17 protein-coding genes and 1 tRNA gene are annotated in these 17,189 nt (G+C 59.1%); 11 read left to right on the top strand and 7 right to left on the bottom strand.

The annotated features are described in order from the left end of the window. The first annotated feature begins 61 nt into the window (after positions 1 to 61). The gene (locus B7X90_RS13140; RefSeq protein WP_292625144.1) at positions 62 to 661 is read left to right on the top strand and encodes a lytic transglycosylase domain-containing protein; all 600 of its coding nucleotides are present in this window, start codon (positions 62 to 64) and stop codon (positions 659 to 661) included. 87 nt (positions 662 to 748) lie between these two features. On the opposite strand, the gene B7X90_RS13135 is transcribed toward B7X90_RS13140, so the two are convergent. Beyond that, entirely contained in the window at positions 749 to 2,020 is a 1,272-nt protein-coding gene (locus B7X90_RS13135; protein ID WP_292625142.1) for a site-specific integrase, read from the bottom strand. A gap of 94 nt (positions 2,021 to 2,114) precedes the next feature. Here B7X90_RS13135 and B7X90_RS13130 point away from each other — a divergent pair. Next, a tRNA-Ser gene (locus B7X90_RS13130) sits at positions 2,115 to 2,196 on the top strand. Between the two features lie 95 nt (positions 2,197 to 2,291). Beyond that, positions 2,292 to 2,633, top strand: coding sequence for an antibiotic biosynthesis monooxygenase (locus B7X90_RS13125; protein ID WP_292625140.1), 342 nt, complete (start codon positions 2,292 to 2,294; stop codon positions 2,631 to 2,633). A gap of 64 nt (positions 2,634 to 2,697) precedes the next feature. On the opposite strand, the gene B7X90_RS13120 is transcribed toward B7X90_RS13125, so the two are convergent. Continuing rightward, the gene (locus B7X90_RS13120) at positions 2,698 to 5,616 is read right to left on the bottom strand and encodes a TonB-dependent receptor (RefSeq protein ID WP_292625138.1); all 2,919 of its coding nucleotides are present in this window, start codon (positions 5,614 to 5,616) and stop codon (positions 2,698 to 2,700) included. 392 nt (positions 5,617 to 6,008) lie between these two features. Between B7X90_RS13120 and ribH the strand changes: the two genes are divergently transcribed. Beyond that, positions 6,009 to 6,428, top strand: a complete 420-nt coding sequence (gene ribH, locus B7X90_RS13115; RefSeq protein WP_292625136.1) for a 6,7-dimethyl-8-ribityllumazine synthase — start codon at positions 6,009 to 6,011, stop codon at positions 6,426 to 6,428. 4 nt (positions 6,429 to 6,432) lie between these two features. On the opposite strand, the gene B7X90_RS13110 is transcribed toward ribH, so the two are convergent. Both B7X90_RS13110 and B7X90_RS13105 read right to left on the bottom strand, forming a co-directional pair. Further along, on the bottom strand, positions 6,433 to 7,524 hold the full coding sequence (locus tag B7X90_RS13110; protein ID WP_292625134.1) for a hypothetical protein: 1,092 nt from the start codon (positions 7,522 to 7,524) through the stop codon (positions 6,433 to 6,435). Next, positions 7,524 to 8,612 carry a phosphotransferase gene (locus tag B7X90_RS13105; RefSeq protein WP_292625132.1) on the bottom strand — a complete coding sequence of 363 codons (1,089 nt, stop codon included), beginning with the start codon at positions 8,610 to 8,612 and terminating at the stop codon, positions 7,524 to 7,526. The genes B7X90_RS13110 and B7X90_RS13105 overlap by 1 nt, the downstream gene beginning before the upstream one ends. Before the next feature lie 157 nt (positions 8,613 to 8,769). Here B7X90_RS13105 and B7X90_RS13100 point away from each other — a divergent pair, with 157 nt between their 5' ends. Then, positions 8,770 to 9,033, top strand: a complete 264-nt coding sequence (locus B7X90_RS13100) for a hypothetical protein (protein ID WP_292625131.1) — start codon at positions 8,770 to 8,772, stop codon at positions 9,031 to 9,033. Positions 9,034 to 9,248: 215 nt separating this feature from the next. After that, positions 9,249 to 9,776, top strand: a complete 528-nt coding sequence (locus tag B7X90_RS13095; RefSeq protein WP_292625129.1) for a MarR family transcriptional regulator — start codon at positions 9,249 to 9,251, stop codon at positions 9,774 to 9,776. A 78-nt stretch (positions 9,777 to 9,854) separates the two neighbouring features. Here B7X90_RS13095 and eno read toward each other — a convergent pair whose 3' ends face one another. Continuing rightward, entirely contained in the window at positions 9,855 to 11,141 is a 1,287-nt protein-coding gene (gene eno, locus B7X90_RS13090; protein ID WP_292625127.1) for a phosphopyruvate hydratase, read from the bottom strand. Positions 11,142 to 11,365: 224 nt separating this feature from the next. Here eno and B7X90_RS13085 point away from each other — a divergent pair, with 224 nt between their 5' ends. From B7X90_RS13085 to B7X90_RS13065, 5 genes are all read left to right on the top strand, one after another. Continuing rightward, a complete protein-coding gene (locus B7X90_RS13085) occupies positions 11,366 to 11,947 on the top strand; it encodes a hypothetical protein (RefSeq protein ID WP_292625126.1) in 582 nt (193 codons plus the stop codon). 30 nt (positions 11,948 to 11,977) lie between these two features. After that, entirely contained in the window at positions 11,978 to 12,367 is a 390-nt protein-coding gene (locus tag B7X90_RS13080; protein ID WP_292625125.1) for a phage holin family protein, read from the top strand. Continuing rightward, complete coding sequence (locus tag B7X90_RS13075) at positions 12,364 to 12,648, top strand: hypothetical protein (RefSeq protein WP_292625123.1); 285 nt, start codon at positions 12,364 to 12,366, stop codon at positions 12,646 to 12,648. The genes B7X90_RS13080 and B7X90_RS13075 overlap by 4 nt, the downstream gene beginning before the upstream one ends. A 1-nt stretch (position 12,649) precedes the next feature. Further along, the gene (locus B7X90_RS13070) at positions 12,650 to 13,150 is read left to right on the top strand and encodes a hypothetical protein (protein ID WP_292625121.1); all 501 of its coding nucleotides are present in this window, start codon (positions 12,650 to 12,652) and stop codon (positions 13,148 to 13,150) included. Between the two features lie 115 nt (positions 13,151 to 13,265). Then, positions 13,266 to 13,487, top strand: coding sequence for a DUF4170 domain-containing protein (locus B7X90_RS13065; RefSeq protein WP_292625119.1), 222 nt, complete (start codon positions 13,266 to 13,268; stop codon positions 13,485 to 13,487). Positions 13,488 to 13,550: 63 nt separating this feature from the next. On the opposite strand, the gene greA is transcribed toward B7X90_RS13065, so the two are convergent. Together greA and carB are read right to left on the bottom strand one after the other, a co-directional pair. Continuing rightward, complete coding sequence (greA, locus tag B7X90_RS13060; RefSeq protein WP_292625118.1) at positions 13,551 to 14,027, bottom strand: transcription elongation factor GreA; 477 nt, start codon at positions 14,025 to 14,027, stop codon at positions 13,551 to 13,553. Between the two features lie 131 nt (positions 14,028 to 14,158). Then, a partial coding sequence (gene carB / locus B7X90_RS13055; protein WP_292625116.1) for a carbamoyl-phosphate synthase large subunit occupies positions 14,159 to 17,189 on the bottom strand: 3,031 nt, incomplete at its 5' end.

The following is a 17,189-nucleotide window of genomic DNA, read 5'->3' as shown; positions in this document are numbered from 1 at the left end:
CGCAACAGCAAATGGTAGCCAGAATTCACCAACCGGCGCGGCCACCTATCGGCCATCAAAATTGACGCCGACCGGACACCGTAATCGTCGCGCTACAGCCCCGGCCAACCACTCCGACGGCATCCGGATTGCTGCAGAATCGCACGGCTTCCAGCTGGTTGAGCATGGGCTTTGGCAATCCGCACAGGACCAGCCGGCAGCTGTACTGACGATGCCGCAAAATGGTCGGGTCAAACTGCCATACAGATACGAACCCAAGACCAAACCTGGCCCATCCGGCTTTAGGCGAGCGAGTTATCTGCCCCACGTCTATGCGGCGGAAGCGAAGTATTCACTGCCTGCCGGCCTGCTCGATGCACTCGTTTGGACGGAATCACGCTACAACCCTTTGGCCGTCAGTCCGGCAGGCGCTGCGGGGCTTGGGCAGCTGATGCCCGCAACGGCAAAGGAACTCGGGGTCTTCAATCGCTTCGATCCTATGGCTAACATCTTCGGCGCTGCGCGGTATCTGCGGCAGATGCTCGACAAGTTCGGCGTGGTTCACCTCGCGGTGGCTGCCTACAATGCCGGACCAGGGGCGGTAGAACGCGCAGGCGGCATTCCCCGCAATGGCGAGACGCCCGGATATGTCCGCGACGTCCTTCGCCATTGGCGCTTCTAGCGATCGGCTCGAAATGGCCGGAGCAGGGTCCATCGTCTTGCGGTTTCTGGCTGGGTGGTTTTGTAGCGGGTGAGATCCCCCCAGAGATTAGCCGTCTTTGGCCTCGGCTGGGTACTTGGCTGCGATCTGCATTACCTCCTTACCCCACAACGCCAACGCCTCGCGTTTCTCGTTGGTATACTGGTGACGGTGATAGACCCCAGCGACGCCAGCCATAGCTGATCCTGACTGGTGATTGAGGACCGCCTCAGAAACCACCAAGGGTATGCCAAGACGCTGGAGTCCGGTTGCCACCGTCCGTCGAATATCATGCATTGTGAAGTGACCGGCCTCATAGCCGAGCTTCTCGTCCACGCTTGCTCTGATCCGCTTCCAGGCCTTCGATAGTCCGCTGACGCTGTTCGTATTGGTGACCTTCGATGCCAACAGGATCTGGGATTGCTTGTGGGCCTCGTCGGGGTCGATGCCAGCCGCCATGAATATCTCGGTGATGACTGCCAGGGCCTGCGCGGATAGCGGCACCACATTCGCCTTGCCGTTTTTCGCTCGGTCGCCCGGAACTGTCCAGACTTTCGCCTTGAAATCGAACTCGTCGCACGCTGCATCGAGCACCTCGCCCCGGCGCTGAGCCGTAAGGACAAGCATCTGCACAAGATGACCGAATGGATAGCCATCCTCGACAGCAGACTGCCATAGTGCCGCTAGCTCGCGGTCGCTCAGTACACGATCTCGAGGTTCATTCCGCTTCGGGCGCCACGCATCGCGGCAGGGGTTGGCTGGCATATGCTCAAGTCTGGTGAGCGCCCACGTGTAGAAGGTCGAAAGATGGCGATACACGATGCGCGCCATCGTCAGGGTTTCCTTGCCCCGCTCGAACGCAATCTTCTCAACGAAGCGGCTCACGTCACTTCGGGTAATGGAGTCCGCGAGCCGGTCTCCAATCTCCGGCTCAATGTACTTTCGGAAGACCCGATCGAACTCCCTCGCGCTCCGTTTCTTGCCCTCGATCTGCTGAGCAAGGTACGTCTCGTAGAGCTCCGCGACTGTCCCGACGCCTCTTGATCCCTTCCTTTTTGCGCCCGCTTTTCTGGCGATGCTCTTGCCCTGCTCGACATCGACAAGCAGATCGCGCGCCTTCTTGCGGGCGTGGGCCAGGGTGAAACTCGGACCATGGCGTCCGATCGTCACATTCAACCACTTGCCCTGAACCCGCTTGCGCAGAATGTACGTCTTGATACCACTGGCACCCATGCGGAGCCTAAGGCCGGGGACGATACCATCGGCGAGCTCAATCTGACCCGCAGCCGGCGCCTTCAATCCTGCGATCTTAGCGTCCGTCAAACCTACTTTGTTCGCCATATGTACCTGCTACCTTAGGTAGCTTTTTGTAGTGGATACTGGCGAACATTTCAAGAACAATGCGGACTCTGAATCGCAGAATTCCGCCATTTTCGGACACATGCGGACATGCTAGGACCCTCTGATCATGGCTCTTAATCAGCGGGTCCTTGGTTCGAGCCCAAGTGCGTCCACCACCTTCCCACAACAACATACCTGATGGAATGATCAATTCCGTGGTTCTATCGATTCCCCTACCGCTTTCCATAGCGAGCAGAATGGGAGCGAGTGGATGGAACGGGTAACCCTGTGGGGCTGGATCGATTTCGAAGGCCGAGATGCGGCCGACGTGGTGCGCGGCGGCGCCCAATTCATCCTGCCAACCTATGAAGAGCGCGGGTGTGTCCACTATGTGTGGAACGCCGACCCTCTCAAGCCCTCGCGCGTCTGGGTTTTCGAGGAATGGGAAGATGTGGCGGCGCTTGCCGAGCATCTCGACGGGCCGCTCTACCGGGCGATGGCTGGCTATCTTACCGAGGCAGGAATGACCGGGGCGCAGGTCGACAAGTACAAGGTCGTGGCCAAACAGCCGGTCTATGACGGCAGCGGACTGCCGCAGGCCGCATTCGACTAAAAAGAAACGCCGGAACCCGAAGGCTCCGGCGCTGAGTGTTTCGCGTCTGGTTGACGTCGAAAGTTTAGAACTTGAACCCGGCGGCCACACCATAGCGGCGCGGTTCCAGCGTGAAGATGTTGGTGAAATTGCCCGAGGACTGGTCAGTGATATACAGGCCGGTGATCGGGTTGGAGTTACCAACGTTCTGAATGAACCCGCGCAGGAACCACTTGTTTTCCGGCCCATCAAGCTGGAGTTGGGCGTTGACCTGCGTGTAGCTGGGGATGCGGTTGATGTTGCCGTTGAAGATGCTGCCCGTTGACGTGCCGGTCAGGATGAAGTCGGCACGCGGCGTGAGGGTCATCATTCCCACAGGGATGGCGTATTCCGCGCCACCGGCCACCTTGTAGTTCGGTGCGCCGGGCAGTTGGTTGCCCTTGATGTTCACCGGAATGCCCGAAGTGAAGATTTGCACCCCACCGAACGGAGCGCCACCACCAGTTGCCGCTGCAACGCCTTCAAGTGCGGCGCAGATGCTGTAGGCGCCAGTCGAGGCGATTCCGCTGTTGGCCCCAAACGAGGTGGTAGGCCGCAGCCCTGCCCCCGCAGCCACACCGGGAATGGCACCAGCATTGATCTGTGCATTGGCCGTGTTGACGAAAGCATTGACCCCGGCGACGCTGCCAGAAGTAGAGGCTACGGCGCAGTTTGCCGCATTGGTGATGTCCTTGATGATAACCGCATCAGCACGACCGGCCCCGAAATCTCGCGGATTGGCAAGGAACTTGTCCTCGGAAACCTTGGAGTTCAAATAGCTGGCCGAAACATTGACCGTCATCCCGCGGACGGGCCGCATCACGGCTTCGGCTTCGAGCCCCCAGATGTTGGCGTTCACGTTGTCGTTGACCGAGGTGCGGGCAACGATGCGCGAAAGCTGGAGGCCCTTGTACTTGTAGTAGAAGCCGGTGAGGTTGAGCGTCAGCGCGCCAAACTGGTTCTTCGAGCCGATTTCAAAGGCATCGATGAATTCAGGGTTGAACGATTCAGGCACGGTGAAGATTGGTGAAAGCGGCGGGTTGATGCCGCCCGACTTGTACCCGCGCGAGTAGGAAAGATACACGAGATTGTCTGGCGTGACCTGAAAATCAAGCACGGCGCGCCCGGTGATTTCCTTGAATTTCGCATTGCGGTTCTGGAATGGCTGGTTGCCGGCCAGGCTTGGGTCGGCATCGAAGCCACCAGCAAAAGGCGAATTGAAAGCATCGGTTGAACCATGCGGGACAAGGAAGTTTGCGAACGATGTGCGTGCGCGGATCTTCTTATCATCGTTGTTGTAACGCAGGCCCAAGGTCAGCTTCACCCGATCATCGAACTTGTAATAGGCCTCACCGAAAATGCCGTAGCTCTTGATATTGAGCTGGTCCGAATTGTTGCCGAAGAACGGTGTTCCCAGATACGATGGCGGCGCCCCGGCCCCAAGGGCCGAAAATGCGCCAACGATGCCGGTAAAGTAATCGAGGCCAAACGAGTTTACGTAGTAGCTGTTTTCGCTGAGCGAATAGTCACTGTAGATACCGCCCAACAGGAAGTTGAACTTGCCATCCCAGTCGGAGCTGAAGATAGCCTCCGCTGACCAACTGCGATTGTATTGAACCGAGCGGTCAAAATCGAGCGGGGTCATGCCGCATATGCGGTTTCCGCCATAAGTGCCGGTTCCGGAATCTTCAGGCGCAGAGGTGCAAAGTACGCCGGCAGGTCCATTGGGAATAAGTGCTGCGGCAACCGGGCCGAGGTAGCTTTGCAGACCTGCGCCTAGCAGGCCGGCCTGCGCAGCAGCAAGCGTGTTGAGCGATGGCTGGATCAGCGCGCGACTTTGCACCGAGTTGTTGTAATCCTGACTGGAATCAACCTTTACGTCCTGATAATTGCCAGTCAGCTTGAGGTTGAGACCACCGCCCAGTTCCTGATCCCACGAACCGACGACGATCAGTTCCTCGGTGAAGTAGCTTGGATTTGTATCAGTATTGACTACGCGGGGATCGGCCGGATTGACCACGCCCGAGTAAGTATCTGTGCCATAGACGCTGCCCGAAGCGAATGCCGTGGGCAGGCCGCGAATGGCAAAGAATTCACGCGAGCCAAGGACCGAGGCGAGAGTCGAGTTCCCGTTGGTGGTACCATAGGGCAAGTTGGCGTTGAGGCAGCCCAGCACACCGGTTGGATCTGGCTGGCAGACCTGCTTCTGGATGCGCATACGCTTGTCGCGCTCGTGGAAGTACTGGCCCATGATGTCGATTGTGGTGCCGGTGCCCGGCTCGAAACGCAGTGAACCGCGAATGCTGTACATATTGCGGTCATCAATCCGCGAATTGTCGAACAGGTTCTTGGTATAGCCATCGCGGTTCAGATAGAATCCGGCCAGTCGCACACCGAGACTATCGGTCAGCGGCAGGTTGACCATGCCACGCAACCGGACCGAATCGTAGTTCCCGTATTCAGCATCGCCGGACGCACCAAAGGCGCTGAGATCGGGCTTGGCCGTAATGAGATCGACAACACCCGACGTTGCATTGCGTCCGAACAATGTACCCTGCGGACCGCGTAGAACCTGCACTTGTGCCAGATCGTAGAATTCGCCTTCGAACAGGCGAGTGGCGAAAAGCGGGGAGTCGTTAAGGTGGATTGCAGTGGCCTGATCGCAGGTCACGCCCGTGCAAAGATCGCCGACACCACGGATGGTAAAGCTTGACGACGTGAAGTTCGTCTTGGTGAAAGTAATGTTTGGCAGGGACAGTTGCAGATCGAGCGTGTTGCGGATCTGCTGCTTGTCGAGAGCTTCGGGAGAAAAGGCGCTTACGGCGATTGGCACATCCTGCAGGCGCTGTGCCTGTCGCTGTGCGGTAACGATAATTTCCTCAAGACCGAAATTGTCGTCGGCAGATTGCGGTGCTTCCTGTGCGAACACGGGTGCGGATACGGCGGCGAAACATACGCCAACCATCAGGGAAAGCTTGCCCCTCATAGCTCAGACCTCTCTCTCCAGCGGCACCCGTCATTCACCGCGGGTTGCCTGAACTACAGGACATATCCAGACTGAATCTTTGTCAACCGGATAATTAAAAATAGGGGTTTCCGTAAGGGAAGGACGTTGCAGATGTGACCATTTTGGCGATGAACGCATGAAAATGCATGACATCAAGATGTGATACTAAGCCTTGAGTGCGACGTTTTACTGTGCAAATGACGAATCACTGCATTCCGCTCGCTGCTTTAGCTGCGCAAATCTGCGACTCATTACCGTGGCAATGTGCGCGCAGTGGCAGTAGAGCGGCACACAAGACGCTCACCTGTGTGTGCGAAAACTACTTACCGATATCCCAAGGACCGATACCCATGGCCAAGTTCCTTATCGTCGAAGCCCGCTTTTATGACCACCTCAACGACATGCTCATCGCAGGGGCAAAAGCGACACTGGAAGCGGCCGGCCACAAGGCCGAAGTAATCACGGTGCCAGGTGCGCTCGAAATACCAGGCGCAATTGCCTTGGCCGACGAATCCGGCGATTTTGACGGCTTCGCTGCCATCGGCGTGGTAATCCGGGGCGAGACCTATCACTTCGAAATCGTGGCAGGCGAAAGCGCGCGCGGCATCATGGCCTTGACCATGGACGGCGTGGCCATTGGTAATGGCATTCTGACCGTTGAGAACGAGGCCCAGGCTATCGTTCGCGCCGACCCGGCGCAGAAGGACAAGGGTGGCGAAGCAGCCAAGGCGGCGATGGCGCTGCTGGCGCTGCGCGAACGCTGGGCGTAAGCGACTAGCCCGCGTCGAAATACTCTGTGAGGCCCCACGGCGTGTAAGGGCCGATCACGAGCTGTTCGAACCCTCCTATTCCGACCTCGCCGTCGCTGGTGGTCACGCGCGAGATCATCTGCACATGCAGATTTTCGAGCGTGGGGGCCATCGGATCGAGATCGGCGAGGACCACATCCTCACGGTCGACCACAAGTGGGCCATGGTACATACCATGGCCCCACTTTGGACTGGTGTAGCCGAGGCCGCGCATTTGAAAGCGCTGCAGTGGCTCGAACGTCAGTGTGAGCGGCCCTTTCGCGCATTGGACAGTCAGCGTTCCCCCTGATGGCCAGCGCGTGCCGGGTTGCATTGGCGATTCCATGGCGGCGGAGGGCGTTTCGAGGAAGCCGTCATGCCCTGCCCCGTCCGGTGCGATCACGGAGCGGGTATTCCACGGTGCGCCATGGCGATCCGCATTGACATGAAAAAATAGGCTGCGTGTAGGCAGGTTGACCGGGGTCCATTGCCAGAAAAAGCTGCTGACAACTCCGTGGCCATGCGGCTGGGTATCTGATGCACCGACGGGACGGACGCCCCAACTCCGATCTCTGGTGCCGACCGTCCCGGGCACAAGATCGTGCCGCTCGCCATCAACTTCGATCCAGCCTGTGTAGTGTCCGTTCTGCGTCAGGCGCGTGTAGTCCATGAATGTGCGCGGCCCGATGCGATAGGTGAATCGCGGCTCCTCAATCGGAAAAGCTCGACCGGTAAAAGTCAGATCAGCAGACAGTCCTTCACCATTAATGCGAACGCGCAGGGATTGGAGCGGTTCGATCACCTCAATGCTGACAGGGCCAACCGTCAGATTCATGCGCTCCATATCAAGTTCGCGCGATGCATGAAGATTATATTGTACACCATTGCGAATGCATGAAAAATGTGCGTCTGCTACATTCAGGTGTGGATAGATTCCCAGCGCGACCGCGAAGAAACCTGATCCATCGGGCGCGTATCCATTGAAGAAATAGCGATCGTAGAAATTACGATCGGTTCCGGCGTAGGCGACCGGTTCGGGCGTCTGATGCAGTGGGAAATCGTCACCTTTGGTCAGCATCAGGCGTGCTCCATCCGGCGCTTGAGTGCGCCCAGGCTGTTGTGTTCGAGCGCGAGTTCGCAAGCGCCACGCGCCATCGATAGAAAGTTGGCGTCGCCGCGTTCGGTGCGGACGACGAACGCAGCGCTGAATACGGCGGTCGAAACACCGTGGAGCGCCCCGATACAGTAATCGTCCCAGATTTCGTCGCGGGTAAGCGGCACGCCCAGGCGTGTCATTTCTGCGCAGTATAGTTCAAGCAGCGCAGCCTCGTTCGGGCGGCGAAGCGCGGAACCGATCCCGCAGCCGAGGAAATATCCGATGTCGGTCAGGCCACAGCCCACGGCGCAGGTCTGCCAATCGACCAATGCAATTGGTTCTGCCCCGCCGCCAATATCGAAGAGCATGTTGTCGAGCCGGAAATCGCCATGCAGAAGACTGCGACGGCTGTGCTTGCGGTCAAACCACAGCTCAAGGTTGTCGTTCAGCGCTTCGCATACAGCCATCAATTCGGCTCCAAGGCTGTCTGCGTAGCGTTCGCGGAAGATGGCCTGCGCCTGTGGATACAGACTCCGCAGCGATGCAATGGCTTGCGGATCGGGTTGCAGCCAGTCTGCATCGAGGAGCGGGTGTTCCAGCGTGGGGGCGTGGAGTGCTGCGGCTTGGCGGACGGCGTGTTCTGCCTGAAGCAGTGCGCAACCGGAAAGCTGGTTGCCTGCAAGGCAAGGGCCAAGGTCCTCGAACAACAGCACGAAATCGCATCCGTTGCCGTCAATCATGGCAGCAAAAGCGCGCGGGACACGCATCGTGATCAACGCGGCGGCTTGCTGGTAGAACAGCACCTCCTTGCGATAGAGCGAAAATGCAGCGGCGGTCTGGCGACTGGTGGCGTCGCCCGAAGGGAACTTGGCAGCGACAGTGCGCGGGGCGTGTTGCGCGTCATCCGAATATTGAAGCTTAAATCGGGCCGTATCCCCAACCTGACCTGTGCCGATGGATTGCCATTCCACCGAGACGATGCGCGCACCACCAAGAACGCCCGCATCTGCAAGCTGAGTTTCGATCCACGCGGCATCAACTTCATCGGGACGCGTCGGAAAATCTGCCATTCTTGTCTCTCCGGCAAGCAGGCTGGCAGACAGCGGCAGGCTTGGGAAGAGCAATTCAATTGACCGTTTAAATCACTACGCGAGGAACGCGTTGCAGCGAGCACGGTTCACCCTTCGGCCATCGCAAAGTGTGAAAACATGGCGGAGTGCAGCAAGAATGGACGGCATATTGGAATGGTTTGCAGCGTTGGGCACAATCACCGCCGCAACGCTGGTGGCGCTCGATCGGGGGCGGCGCACGACCGGTTGGGGCTTCGTACTGTTTGTGGTGGTGTCAGTTTCGTGGATCGTTTCGGGAATCGCCAACGATGCTGCTTCGCTCGTTATCCAGAACGGAGCGTTGCTTGTGGTCAACATGTGGGGTGTGTGGCGGTATTTGTTAAATCCAGAACGGGTTAAACTCGAAGATAACTCTCCGTAACTTGCTCCGTTACGGTGGGACAAACCGGAAATATTGGCCTGGCCAATTCTCCTATTCCGTTGTGTTACCAACACAATTTCAATCTTAACCCAGACAATATACGAACCTTTACTTAGGACCTCCACGAATGGCCCCATCAACGCGGTTGATTGATTTCATTGTCAGAGACCAACACTTCACCGGTCCCGCATACCGCTACAGGGGGTTGCCAACGGATGGGCAAGGATCAACTTCGCACTAAGGCACGTCGCCTCATCGCCGCGGCCAACGAATTGCTCGCCATTGCGCACGAGCTTGAGGCCAGTGATGGCGACGGGCGAACGGACGATTTTGCGGCCACGCACAGCGTTAAGGACAGTCCAGTCTGGGCCGAGGTTGCGCGCGCAACTTACCGCGATCGCCGCCGCCGAACAGACCTCTTTGCCGACCCTGCCCTGTTTGGCGAACCGGCCTGGGACATTCTGCTCGACCTGTTCATAGCAGCCAAAGAGCGAAAACGCCTGCCAGTGACGAGCGCGTGCATCGGCGCAGCCGTCCCCGCCACCACGGCCCTGCGCTGGTTGACCGTGCTGGAAGATAAAGGCCTGATTCTCCGCGAAAACGACTCAAACGATGCACGCCGAGTCTTCGTGCGCCTATCTGCCGAAGGTTATGAAAAAATGGTCGCCTACTTTTCTGACGTTGCAGGCGATCTGCGCAGTGACGAGGATATCAACTCCCCCGCTTTGCGTATGGCGCAGTAGCCCAAGATTGCCAAATCGAAGAAAAAAGGGCGGCTCCTTTGTAGAAGCCGCCCTTTTTCGTTTAACGCTTCTGCGGGATCAGGCGTTGAGACGACCGAACGCTGCCGCACCGGCATAGCGCGCCGACATACCCAGTTCCTCCTCGATACGGATGAGCTGGTTGTACTTGGCAAGCCGGTCAGACCGAGCGAGCGAACCTGTCTTGATCTGGCCGCAGTTGGTGGCAACTGCGAGATCGGCAATGGTCGCATCCTCGGTCTCACCCGAACGGTGCGACATTACGGCCGTGTAGCCATTGCGCTGCGCGATACTGACCGCTTCCAGCGTTTCTGTGAGCGTGCCGATCTGGTTGACCTTAACCAGCAAAGAGTTGGCGAGGCCCTTGCCAATGCCCATTTCAAGACGGCGCGGGTTGGTCACGAACAAGTCATCGCCGACCAGCTGAACACGCTTTCCGACCTTTGAGGTCAGTGCGGCCCAGCCTTCAAAATCGTCTTCGCTCATGCCGTCTTCGATCGAGATGATCGGGTAGGCATCACACAGCGCGGCGAGGTAATCGGCCATAGCGTCGGGCGAGAGCGAAAGGCCTTCGCCGCTGATTTCGTACTTGCCGCCCTTGAAGAATTCGGTGGCAGCGCAATCGAGTGCGAGCATGATGTCGGTGCCGGGCTTGAACCCGGCCTTCTCAACCGAGGCCATGATAAAATCGAGCGCATCGCGCGTGCTGGCAAGGTTTGGTGCAAAGCCGCCTTCATCGCCAACCGAGGTGTTGAGCCCCTTCTCCTGAAGCCCCTTCTTCAGCGTGTGAAAGATTTCTGCACCCCAACGCACGGCTTCGGCCAGCGACGGCGCACCGACCGGCATGATCATGAATTCCTGAAAATCGATCGGATTGTCAGCATGTTCGCCGCCATTGATGATGTTCATCATCGGCACCGGTAGCACGTGGGCAGAAACGCCACCGACATAGCTGTAAAGCGGCATCCCGCGCGCGTCGGCTGCAGCTTTGGCCACAGCAAGGCTGACACCGAGGATAGCATTGGCACCAAGGCGGCTCTTGTTTTCGGTACCGTCGAGTTCGATCATGGCGAAATCGATATCGCGCTGGTCTTCGGCATCGAGCCCGAGGATCGCTTCGGCGATGTCGGAGTTCACTGCAGTAACGGCCTTGGTCACACCCTTTCCAAGATAGCGGGCTTTGTCGCCATCACGCAGTTCCACTGCTTCGTGCGCGCCGGTTGAAGCACCGGAAGGCACGGCGGCACGGCCAAAGCTGCCGTCTTCGAGCAGGATGTCGACTTCAACAGTGGGGTTGCCACGGCTGTCGAGGATTTCACGCGCATGGATGTCGATGATCGCAGTCATGGTCTGCTCCCTGCTTTGTGGCGGCACAATCGGCGCCAAGGTTTGGCGCGGCTCCTATCGAGTGGAACCGTAGCAGGCAAGCCGCGTTTGCAGTGCAACATACCTATACGGTCCAACTTGTGCCCCAAGGCTCTTGCAAACCAAGCCTTGGGTCTAGCAAGATGGCAAAGACCGCCCATATCGAGGGCGAAACATACGCGCGAACTGCCGAAGGGAAACAAGACATGGCCGACACCACGATGCCCCCCGCCGACGCACCGAAAAAGCGCGCCGCCAAGAAGAAGATCGACGAGGCAATCGCTGCCGTCGCTCCTGCCGTTACCGAGACGACGGAAAACGCCAAGGGCCGGTTCAGCAAGGCAATCGAGGAAGCCAAGGCTGGAGCCGAAGCGCTGAAGGGTGAGGCTTTGGAGAAAGGCGCGGCGTATAAAGCCAAGGTCAGCGGAACGACGTCTGACTGGGTGGATGAAGCAAAGGTCTATGCCGGGCAGGCCAAGGAAAAAGGCGCTGTGCTTGCCGTCGAAGGCAAGGCGCGTGCAAGCGATGCGCTGACCACACTGGGCAAGACCATCTCTGAAACTGCGCCGACCATCGACGAAAAGCTGGGCGTGCAATACGGCGATTATGCCCGCAGCGCCGCGCGCTCAATTCAGGAAGCCGCCGCCAAGCTTGAGGCCAAGGACTTGGGCGAACTGGGCGACGATGTGAAGGATTTCGTGAAGAAAAGTCCCGGCGTTGCCATCGGCGTTGCCGCTGTGGCCGGGTTTGCGATTGCCAAGCTGCTCTCGGGCCGTTCGGAAGACTGACGGCCCCGGAAAGGAGGCCGTTTCAGCCTGATGACCGATACCGAAACACAAAATGCCGCCCCGCCGATTGAAGACAGGCCCGATGAAGGCGTGGGCGGCGCAATCAAGGCGCTGATCGAAGACGGGCAAACGCTGGTCGAAGCGGAAATCGCCTATCGCAAGGCGCAGGCTGCATATAGCCTGGGTCAGGCGAAGTCGATTGCCGTGCTGCTCGTCTTAGGCCTCGCGTTTGGCTTCTTCACGCTGCTCGCGCTGGTCGTTGGCCTTCTGCTGGCGCTGGCTGCTATGGTCGGTGTTTGGGGAGCGCTGGCAATTGTCGGTGGCGTGCTGGCAATTCTGTCGGGCGTGTGCCTCCTGCTTGCTATCAGGCGTATGAGCCGCGCCAAGGCAGCTTTGAGCGGCGGAGCGACTAGCGCATGAGCGATCAACAAAAACTTGCCGTTGCCCGCGCGCTGCGTGACGATGCGCTGGCCGTGTTCAAGGGCAACCTCGAAATCGTCAAGCAGGAAACTTCTCCGGGCAGAATGAAGGAACGTGCGGTCGGTGAAGCCGTTGAGATGATCGACACCGCCCGCGAAATTGCTGGCGAGAACAAGGCCGTGATCGGCGCTACCCTTGCCGCACTTGTGGCGTGGTTCCTGCGGGAACCGTTGCAGCAGTTTGCAGGGTGGCTGTCGGACAAGGTTCGAACCGGAGATTGAAATGGAACACGACATCACCCCGATCGAAACCGAAACCCTTCGTGACAAGGTTGACGCGGCCAAAAACCGCCTTGCTGAGCGTACTGCGAACGCAAAGCCGGTACAGACGGTGAAAAGCCTGATCGAAGAGCATCCTGTCGCTTCGGTGGCGGCGGGCATCCTGCTCGGCGCGCTGGTAGCCAAGGCGCTGCCATCATTCCGTGGCCGCAGTGGCAAAGTGGAAGACGCAGCAGGTAGCCTGCGCAAGAGCGCGGCAGGACTGGCAACTGTCGCCGGCAAAATGGCGCTCGATTACGCCACCCGCGCGCGTGAGGTTGGTCGAGAAGGTTTGCACAAGGTTGAAGAAGTAGGTGGCACCGTTGGCGGGAAGATTGCCGAAGGTGGCAAGGATGCCGGGCACAAAGTAATCGACTTTGCCGAAATCGCACGTTCAGCTGCTTTGGAAGCCAGCGAAGCGGCGCTGCGCAAGGTGAATGAGCTGACCGCACGCATCAAGCACTGATCGACAAGGCCGCGTTCAGCCCGGATTCGCCCCCGAATACGACGTTACGCGACTTGCGCAGGGCTGCACTTTTTGTCAGTGGCACATATGAATCCTCCCCAAAGGAAAGTTGCCAATGCAAAAGCTGCATCTCGTTATGGGCGGGCGGGTCAAAGATCCGCAAGGCCTCGAATTTGTCGATCTGAAAGCCGTTGATGTCGTAGGCGTGTTCCCTGACTACGCCACTGCCGAAGAAGCTTGGCGCAGTGCCGCACAACGGACGGTGGATGATGCCGAGATGCGCTATGTGATCGTGCATATGCACCGATTGCTTGAGCCGGATCTGCCCAAGGGCTGATGCGGATACGAAAAAGGCCCCGGAGTGATCCGGGGCCTTTTTCAATGTATTATAGCAGTTACCTCAGATGAATTCGATCTTCTTCACCTGATAGAACTTGTCGCCCGAAGGGACCGTCACTTCGATCTCTTCGTCCACCTTGCGGCCGATCAATGCCTTGCCCAGCGGCGAGTTATAACTGATCATGCCCTGCTTCGCGTCTGCCTCGTAAGGGCCGACGATCTGGTATTTCACCGGCTTGTCATCATCATCCAGCAACGTCACCGTCGCGCCGAAGATGATCTTGTCACCCGAAAGCGTGGTTGGATCGATGATCTGCGCGCGGCTGACACGGTCTTCAAGGTCGCCGATTGACGCCTCTACCTGCCCCTGGCGTTCCTTCGCCGCATGATATTCGGCGTTTTCAGACAAGTCGCCGTGGGCGCGCGCTTCCTCGATCGCATCGACAATCAGCGGGCGCTCTTCGCGCAGTGCTTTCAATTCGGCTGTCAGGCGTTCGTAGCCTGCTGCAAGCATTGGCAGCTTTTCCACACTCGCCATCCGTCAGTCTCTTTCCTGTCCTGCCCCCGTGGCTGCCGCTAGGGCTTCCAAGGGAAAACCTGCCCCCACCGACCGACGCCGAATGCGCCGAGCCGGACCACCATGTTGACGATACCGGGGGATTAAAAGGTTCAGCTATAATAGTCCTGCAATGAACGCACTTCAAGTTCAGTGGTCCGAAGTGCCGCAATTGCTTCCACAGCGGCGACCGACGCAGCCGCCGTTGTAAAGTAAGGCACCCGCGCTGCTAACGCCGAAGCGCGGATCGAGGCGGAGTCCTTGTGGCTCTGCCAGCCTTCGGTGGTGTTGAAGATGAAGCCGATTTCACCATCGATGATCCGGTCCACAATATGCGGACGGCCCTCGGCTACCTTGTTCACGCGCTCAACGATCACACCCGCATCGGCAAGGTAACGCGCGGTTCCACCGGTGGCGACGATCTTGAAGCCCATCTCACTCAGCTTGCGCACGGCGGGCAGGACCATCGTCTTGTCGCTGTCCTTGACCGACACGAACAGCGTGCCCCCCTGCGGCAGCTTGGTCCCTGCACCCAACTGCGACTTGGCGAAAGCCACCGCAAAGGTGCTGTCGATCCCCATGACTTCGCCGGTAGACTTCATTTCGGGCGAAAGCACCGGATCGACGCCGGGGAAGCGGGCGAACGGGAACACCGCTTCCTTGACCGCCATGTAGTCGATCTCCCGCTTTACTGGAGGAAGATCGGCCAGCTTTTCGCCCGCCATGATCCGCGCGGCAAACTTGGCGATGGGTGTACCCACGGCCTTGGCCACGAAAGGCACGGTGCGGCTGGCGCGCGGGTTCACCTCGATCAGGTAGACTTCGCCGTCCTTGATCGCGAACTGGATGTTCATCAGCCCGCGCACGTTCAGGCCCCGTGCCAACAGAATGGCTTGACGCTCCATCTCGGCGATGATTTCGGGCGAGAGGCTGTAGGGCGGCAACGTGCAGGCACTGTCACCCGAATGGATGCCCGCTTCTTCAATGTGCTGCATGACGCCGGCAACGGTCACGTCGGTGCCATCGGCCAGTGCATCGACATCGCATTCGATGGCGTCGCGCAGATACTGGTCGATCAGCACCGGACTGTCGCCCGATACCTGCACGGCGGTGGTGATATAATCGTCAAGCTGCGCCTGACTGTCGACGATTTCCATAGCGCGGCCACCCAGCACGTAGCTTGGGCGCATCAGCACCGGATAACCGATGCGGTTGGCCACGGCGACGGCTTCATCACGGCTCCGCGCAATGCCGTTCATCGGCTGCTTGAGGCCCAGCTTGGCAACGAGCGCGGCGAAGCGCTCGCGGTCTTCGGCAAGGTCGATGGAGTCCGGGCTGGTACCAAGGATCGGAATGCCCGCATCCTGCAGCGCCTGCGCCAGCTTCAGCGGGGTCTGCCCACCGAACTGCACGATCACGCCAACCAGTTCACCGTTCGACTGTTCCAGTTCAAGGATTTCGAGAACGTCTTCAGCCGTCAGCGGCTCGAAATAGAGGCGGTCTGACGTATCGTAGTCGGTTGAAACCGTTTCCGGGTTGCAGTTGACCATGATGGTCTCAAAACCCGCATCGCCCAGCGCATAGCAGGCGTGGCAGCAGCAGTAGTCGAACTCGATGCCCTGCCCGATGCGGTTCGGCCCGCCGCCGAGAATGACGATCTTTTTCCGGTCGGTCGGCGCGGATTCGTTCTCCGGTTCGCCGAACAAGCCGCTTTCATAGGTCGAGTACATGTAGGGCGTCACCGCCTCGAACTCGGCCGCGCAGCTGTCGATGCGCTTGAACACCGGGCGCACGCCCAGCTTGTGCCGCAGCGCGCGCACTTCGGCTTCGCTGGTGGCCCCGGCCATCGCGGAAAGCACATCGTGCAGCAGGCCGGAACGCTTGGCCTGCGTCTCACCCATCCCGCCTGCAACGCCGATGCCGCGCACGGCCAGCGTGGCGAGGCGCTTGTCGGAAAAGCCCATTGCTTTCAACCGGCGCAAGCCTGCAGTGTCGTTGGGCAGGCCCACTTCCTGAACCTTCTTCTCCTCGTCGATGATCTCGCAGATCTGGCGCAGGAACCACGGTTCGTACTTGGTGATCGCGTTGATCTCATCCACCGTAAAGCCTTCGCGGAAGGCTTGTGCGATGGCGAGGATGCGGTCCGGCGTCGCCTTGCTCAGCGCGGCGGTGATCTGGTCGCGGCTTGCGCCTTCCAGTTCGACCACGCGGTTGAAGCCGTCGAGGCCCGTTTCCAGCCCGCGCAGGGCCTTCTGCATCGATTCCTTGAAGTTGCGGCCAATCGCCATGACTTCGCCGACAGACTTCATCGCCGTGCCAAGGTTGTTTTCGGCGCCCTTGAACTTTTCAAAGGCGAAGCGCGGGATCTTGGTCACGACATAATCCAGCGTCGGTTCGAACGCTGCCGGGGTGGCCCCGGTGATGTCGTTCATGATCTCGTCTAGCGTGTAGCCCACGGCCAGCTTTGCCGCGACCTTGGCAATCGGGAAGCCCGTGGCCTTCGATGCCAGCGCGGACGAGCGCGACACGCGCGGGTTCATCTCGATCACGATCATGCGGCCATCGGCGGGGTTCACCGCGAACTGGACGTTCGAACCGCCAGTTTCCACGCCGATCTCGCGCAGCACCGCGATGCTGGCGTTGCGCATGATCTGGTATTCCTTGTCGGTCAGCGTCAGCGCCGGGGCGACCGTGATCGAATCCCCGGTGTGGACGCCCATCGGATCGACGTTTTCGATGGAGCAGATGATGATGCAGTTGTCGTTCTTGTCGCGAACAACCTCCATCTCGTATTCTTTCCACCCCAGCAGCGATTCATCGATCAGCACTTCGGTGGTGGGGGAAGCTTCAAGGCCGCCCTTCACGATCTTGACGAATTCGTCCTTGTTATAGGCAATGCCGCCGCCGGTGCCGCCCATCGTAAAGCTGGGGCGGATGATTGCTGGCAGGCCGGTGCGCTCCAGAATGGCCAGCGCTTCCTCAACCGAATGCGCCACGCCCGAACGCGCCGATTCCAGCCCGATCTTGTCCATCGCATCGCGGAAACGCTGGCGGTCCTCGGCCTTGTCGATCGCATCGGCATCGGCACCGATCATCTGCACGCCGTACTTTTCCAGCGTGCCATCGTTGAACAGCGCCAGCGCG

The organism is Novosphingobium sp. 17-62-19, from assembly GCF_002256775.1.
GTDB lineage: Bacteria > Pseudomonadota > Alphaproteobacteria > Sphingomonadales > Sphingomonadaceae > Novosphingobium.
This window is presented reverse-complemented; position numbering and strand designations above follow the sequence as displayed.

Bases quoted from the DNA above. Each gene is read 5' to 3' on its own strand.
- B7X90_RS13135 (WP_292625142.1), bottom strand. From the start codon at position 2,020: ATGGCGAACAAAGTAGGTTTGACGGACGCTAAGATCGCAGGATTGAAG.
- B7X90_RS13125 (WP_292625140.1), top strand. From the start codon at position 2,292: ATGGAACGGGTAACCCTGTGGGGCTGGATCGATTTCGAAGGCCGAGAT.
- B7X90_RS13120 (WP_292625138.1), bottom strand. From the start codon at position 5,616: ATGGTTGGCGTATGTTTCGCCGCCGTATCCGCACCCGTGTTCGCACAG.
- ribH (WP_292625136.1), top strand. From the start codon at position 6,009: ATGGCCAAGTTCCTTATCGTCGAAGCCCGCTTTTATGACCACCTCAAC.
- B7X90_RS13110 (WP_292625134.1), bottom strand. From the start codon at position 7,524: ATGCTGACCAAAGGTGACGATTTCCCACTGCATCAGACGCCCGAACCG.
- B7X90_RS13105 (WP_292625132.1), bottom strand. From the start codon at position 8,612: ATGGCAGATTTTCCGACGCGTCCCGATGAAGTTGATGCCGCGTGGATC.
- B7X90_RS13100 (WP_292625131.1), top strand. From the start codon at position 8,770: ATGGACGGCATATTGGAATGGTTTGCAGCGTTGGGCACAATCACCGCC.
- B7X90_RS13095 (WP_292625129.1), top strand. From the start codon at position 9,249: ATGGGCAAGGATCAACTTCGCACTAAGGCACGTCGCCTCATCGCCGCG.
- eno (WP_292625127.1), bottom strand. From the start codon at position 11,141: ATGACTGCGATCATCGACATCCATGCGCGTGAAATCCTCGACAGCCGT.
- B7X90_RS13085 (WP_292625126.1), top strand. From the start codon at position 11,366: ATGGCCGACACCACGATGCCCCCCGCCGACGCACCGAAAAAGCGCGCC.
- B7X90_RS13080 (WP_292625125.1), top strand. From the start codon at position 11,978: ATGACCGATACCGAAACACAAAATGCCGCCCCGCCGATTGAAGACAGG.
- B7X90_RS13075 (WP_292625123.1), top strand. From the start codon at position 12,364: ATGAGCGATCAACAAAAACTTGCCGTTGCCCGCGCGCTGCGTGACGAT.
- B7X90_RS13070 (WP_292625121.1), top strand. From the start codon at position 12,650: ATGGAACACGACATCACCCCGATCGAAACCGAAACCCTTCGTGACAAG.
- B7X90_RS13065 (WP_292625119.1), top strand. From the start codon at position 13,266: ATGCAAAAGCTGCATCTCGTTATGGGCGGGCGGGTCAAAGATCCGCAA.
- greA (WP_292625118.1), bottom strand. From the start codon at position 14,027: ATGGCGAGTGTGGAAAAGCTGCCAATGCTTGCAGCAGGCTACGAACGC.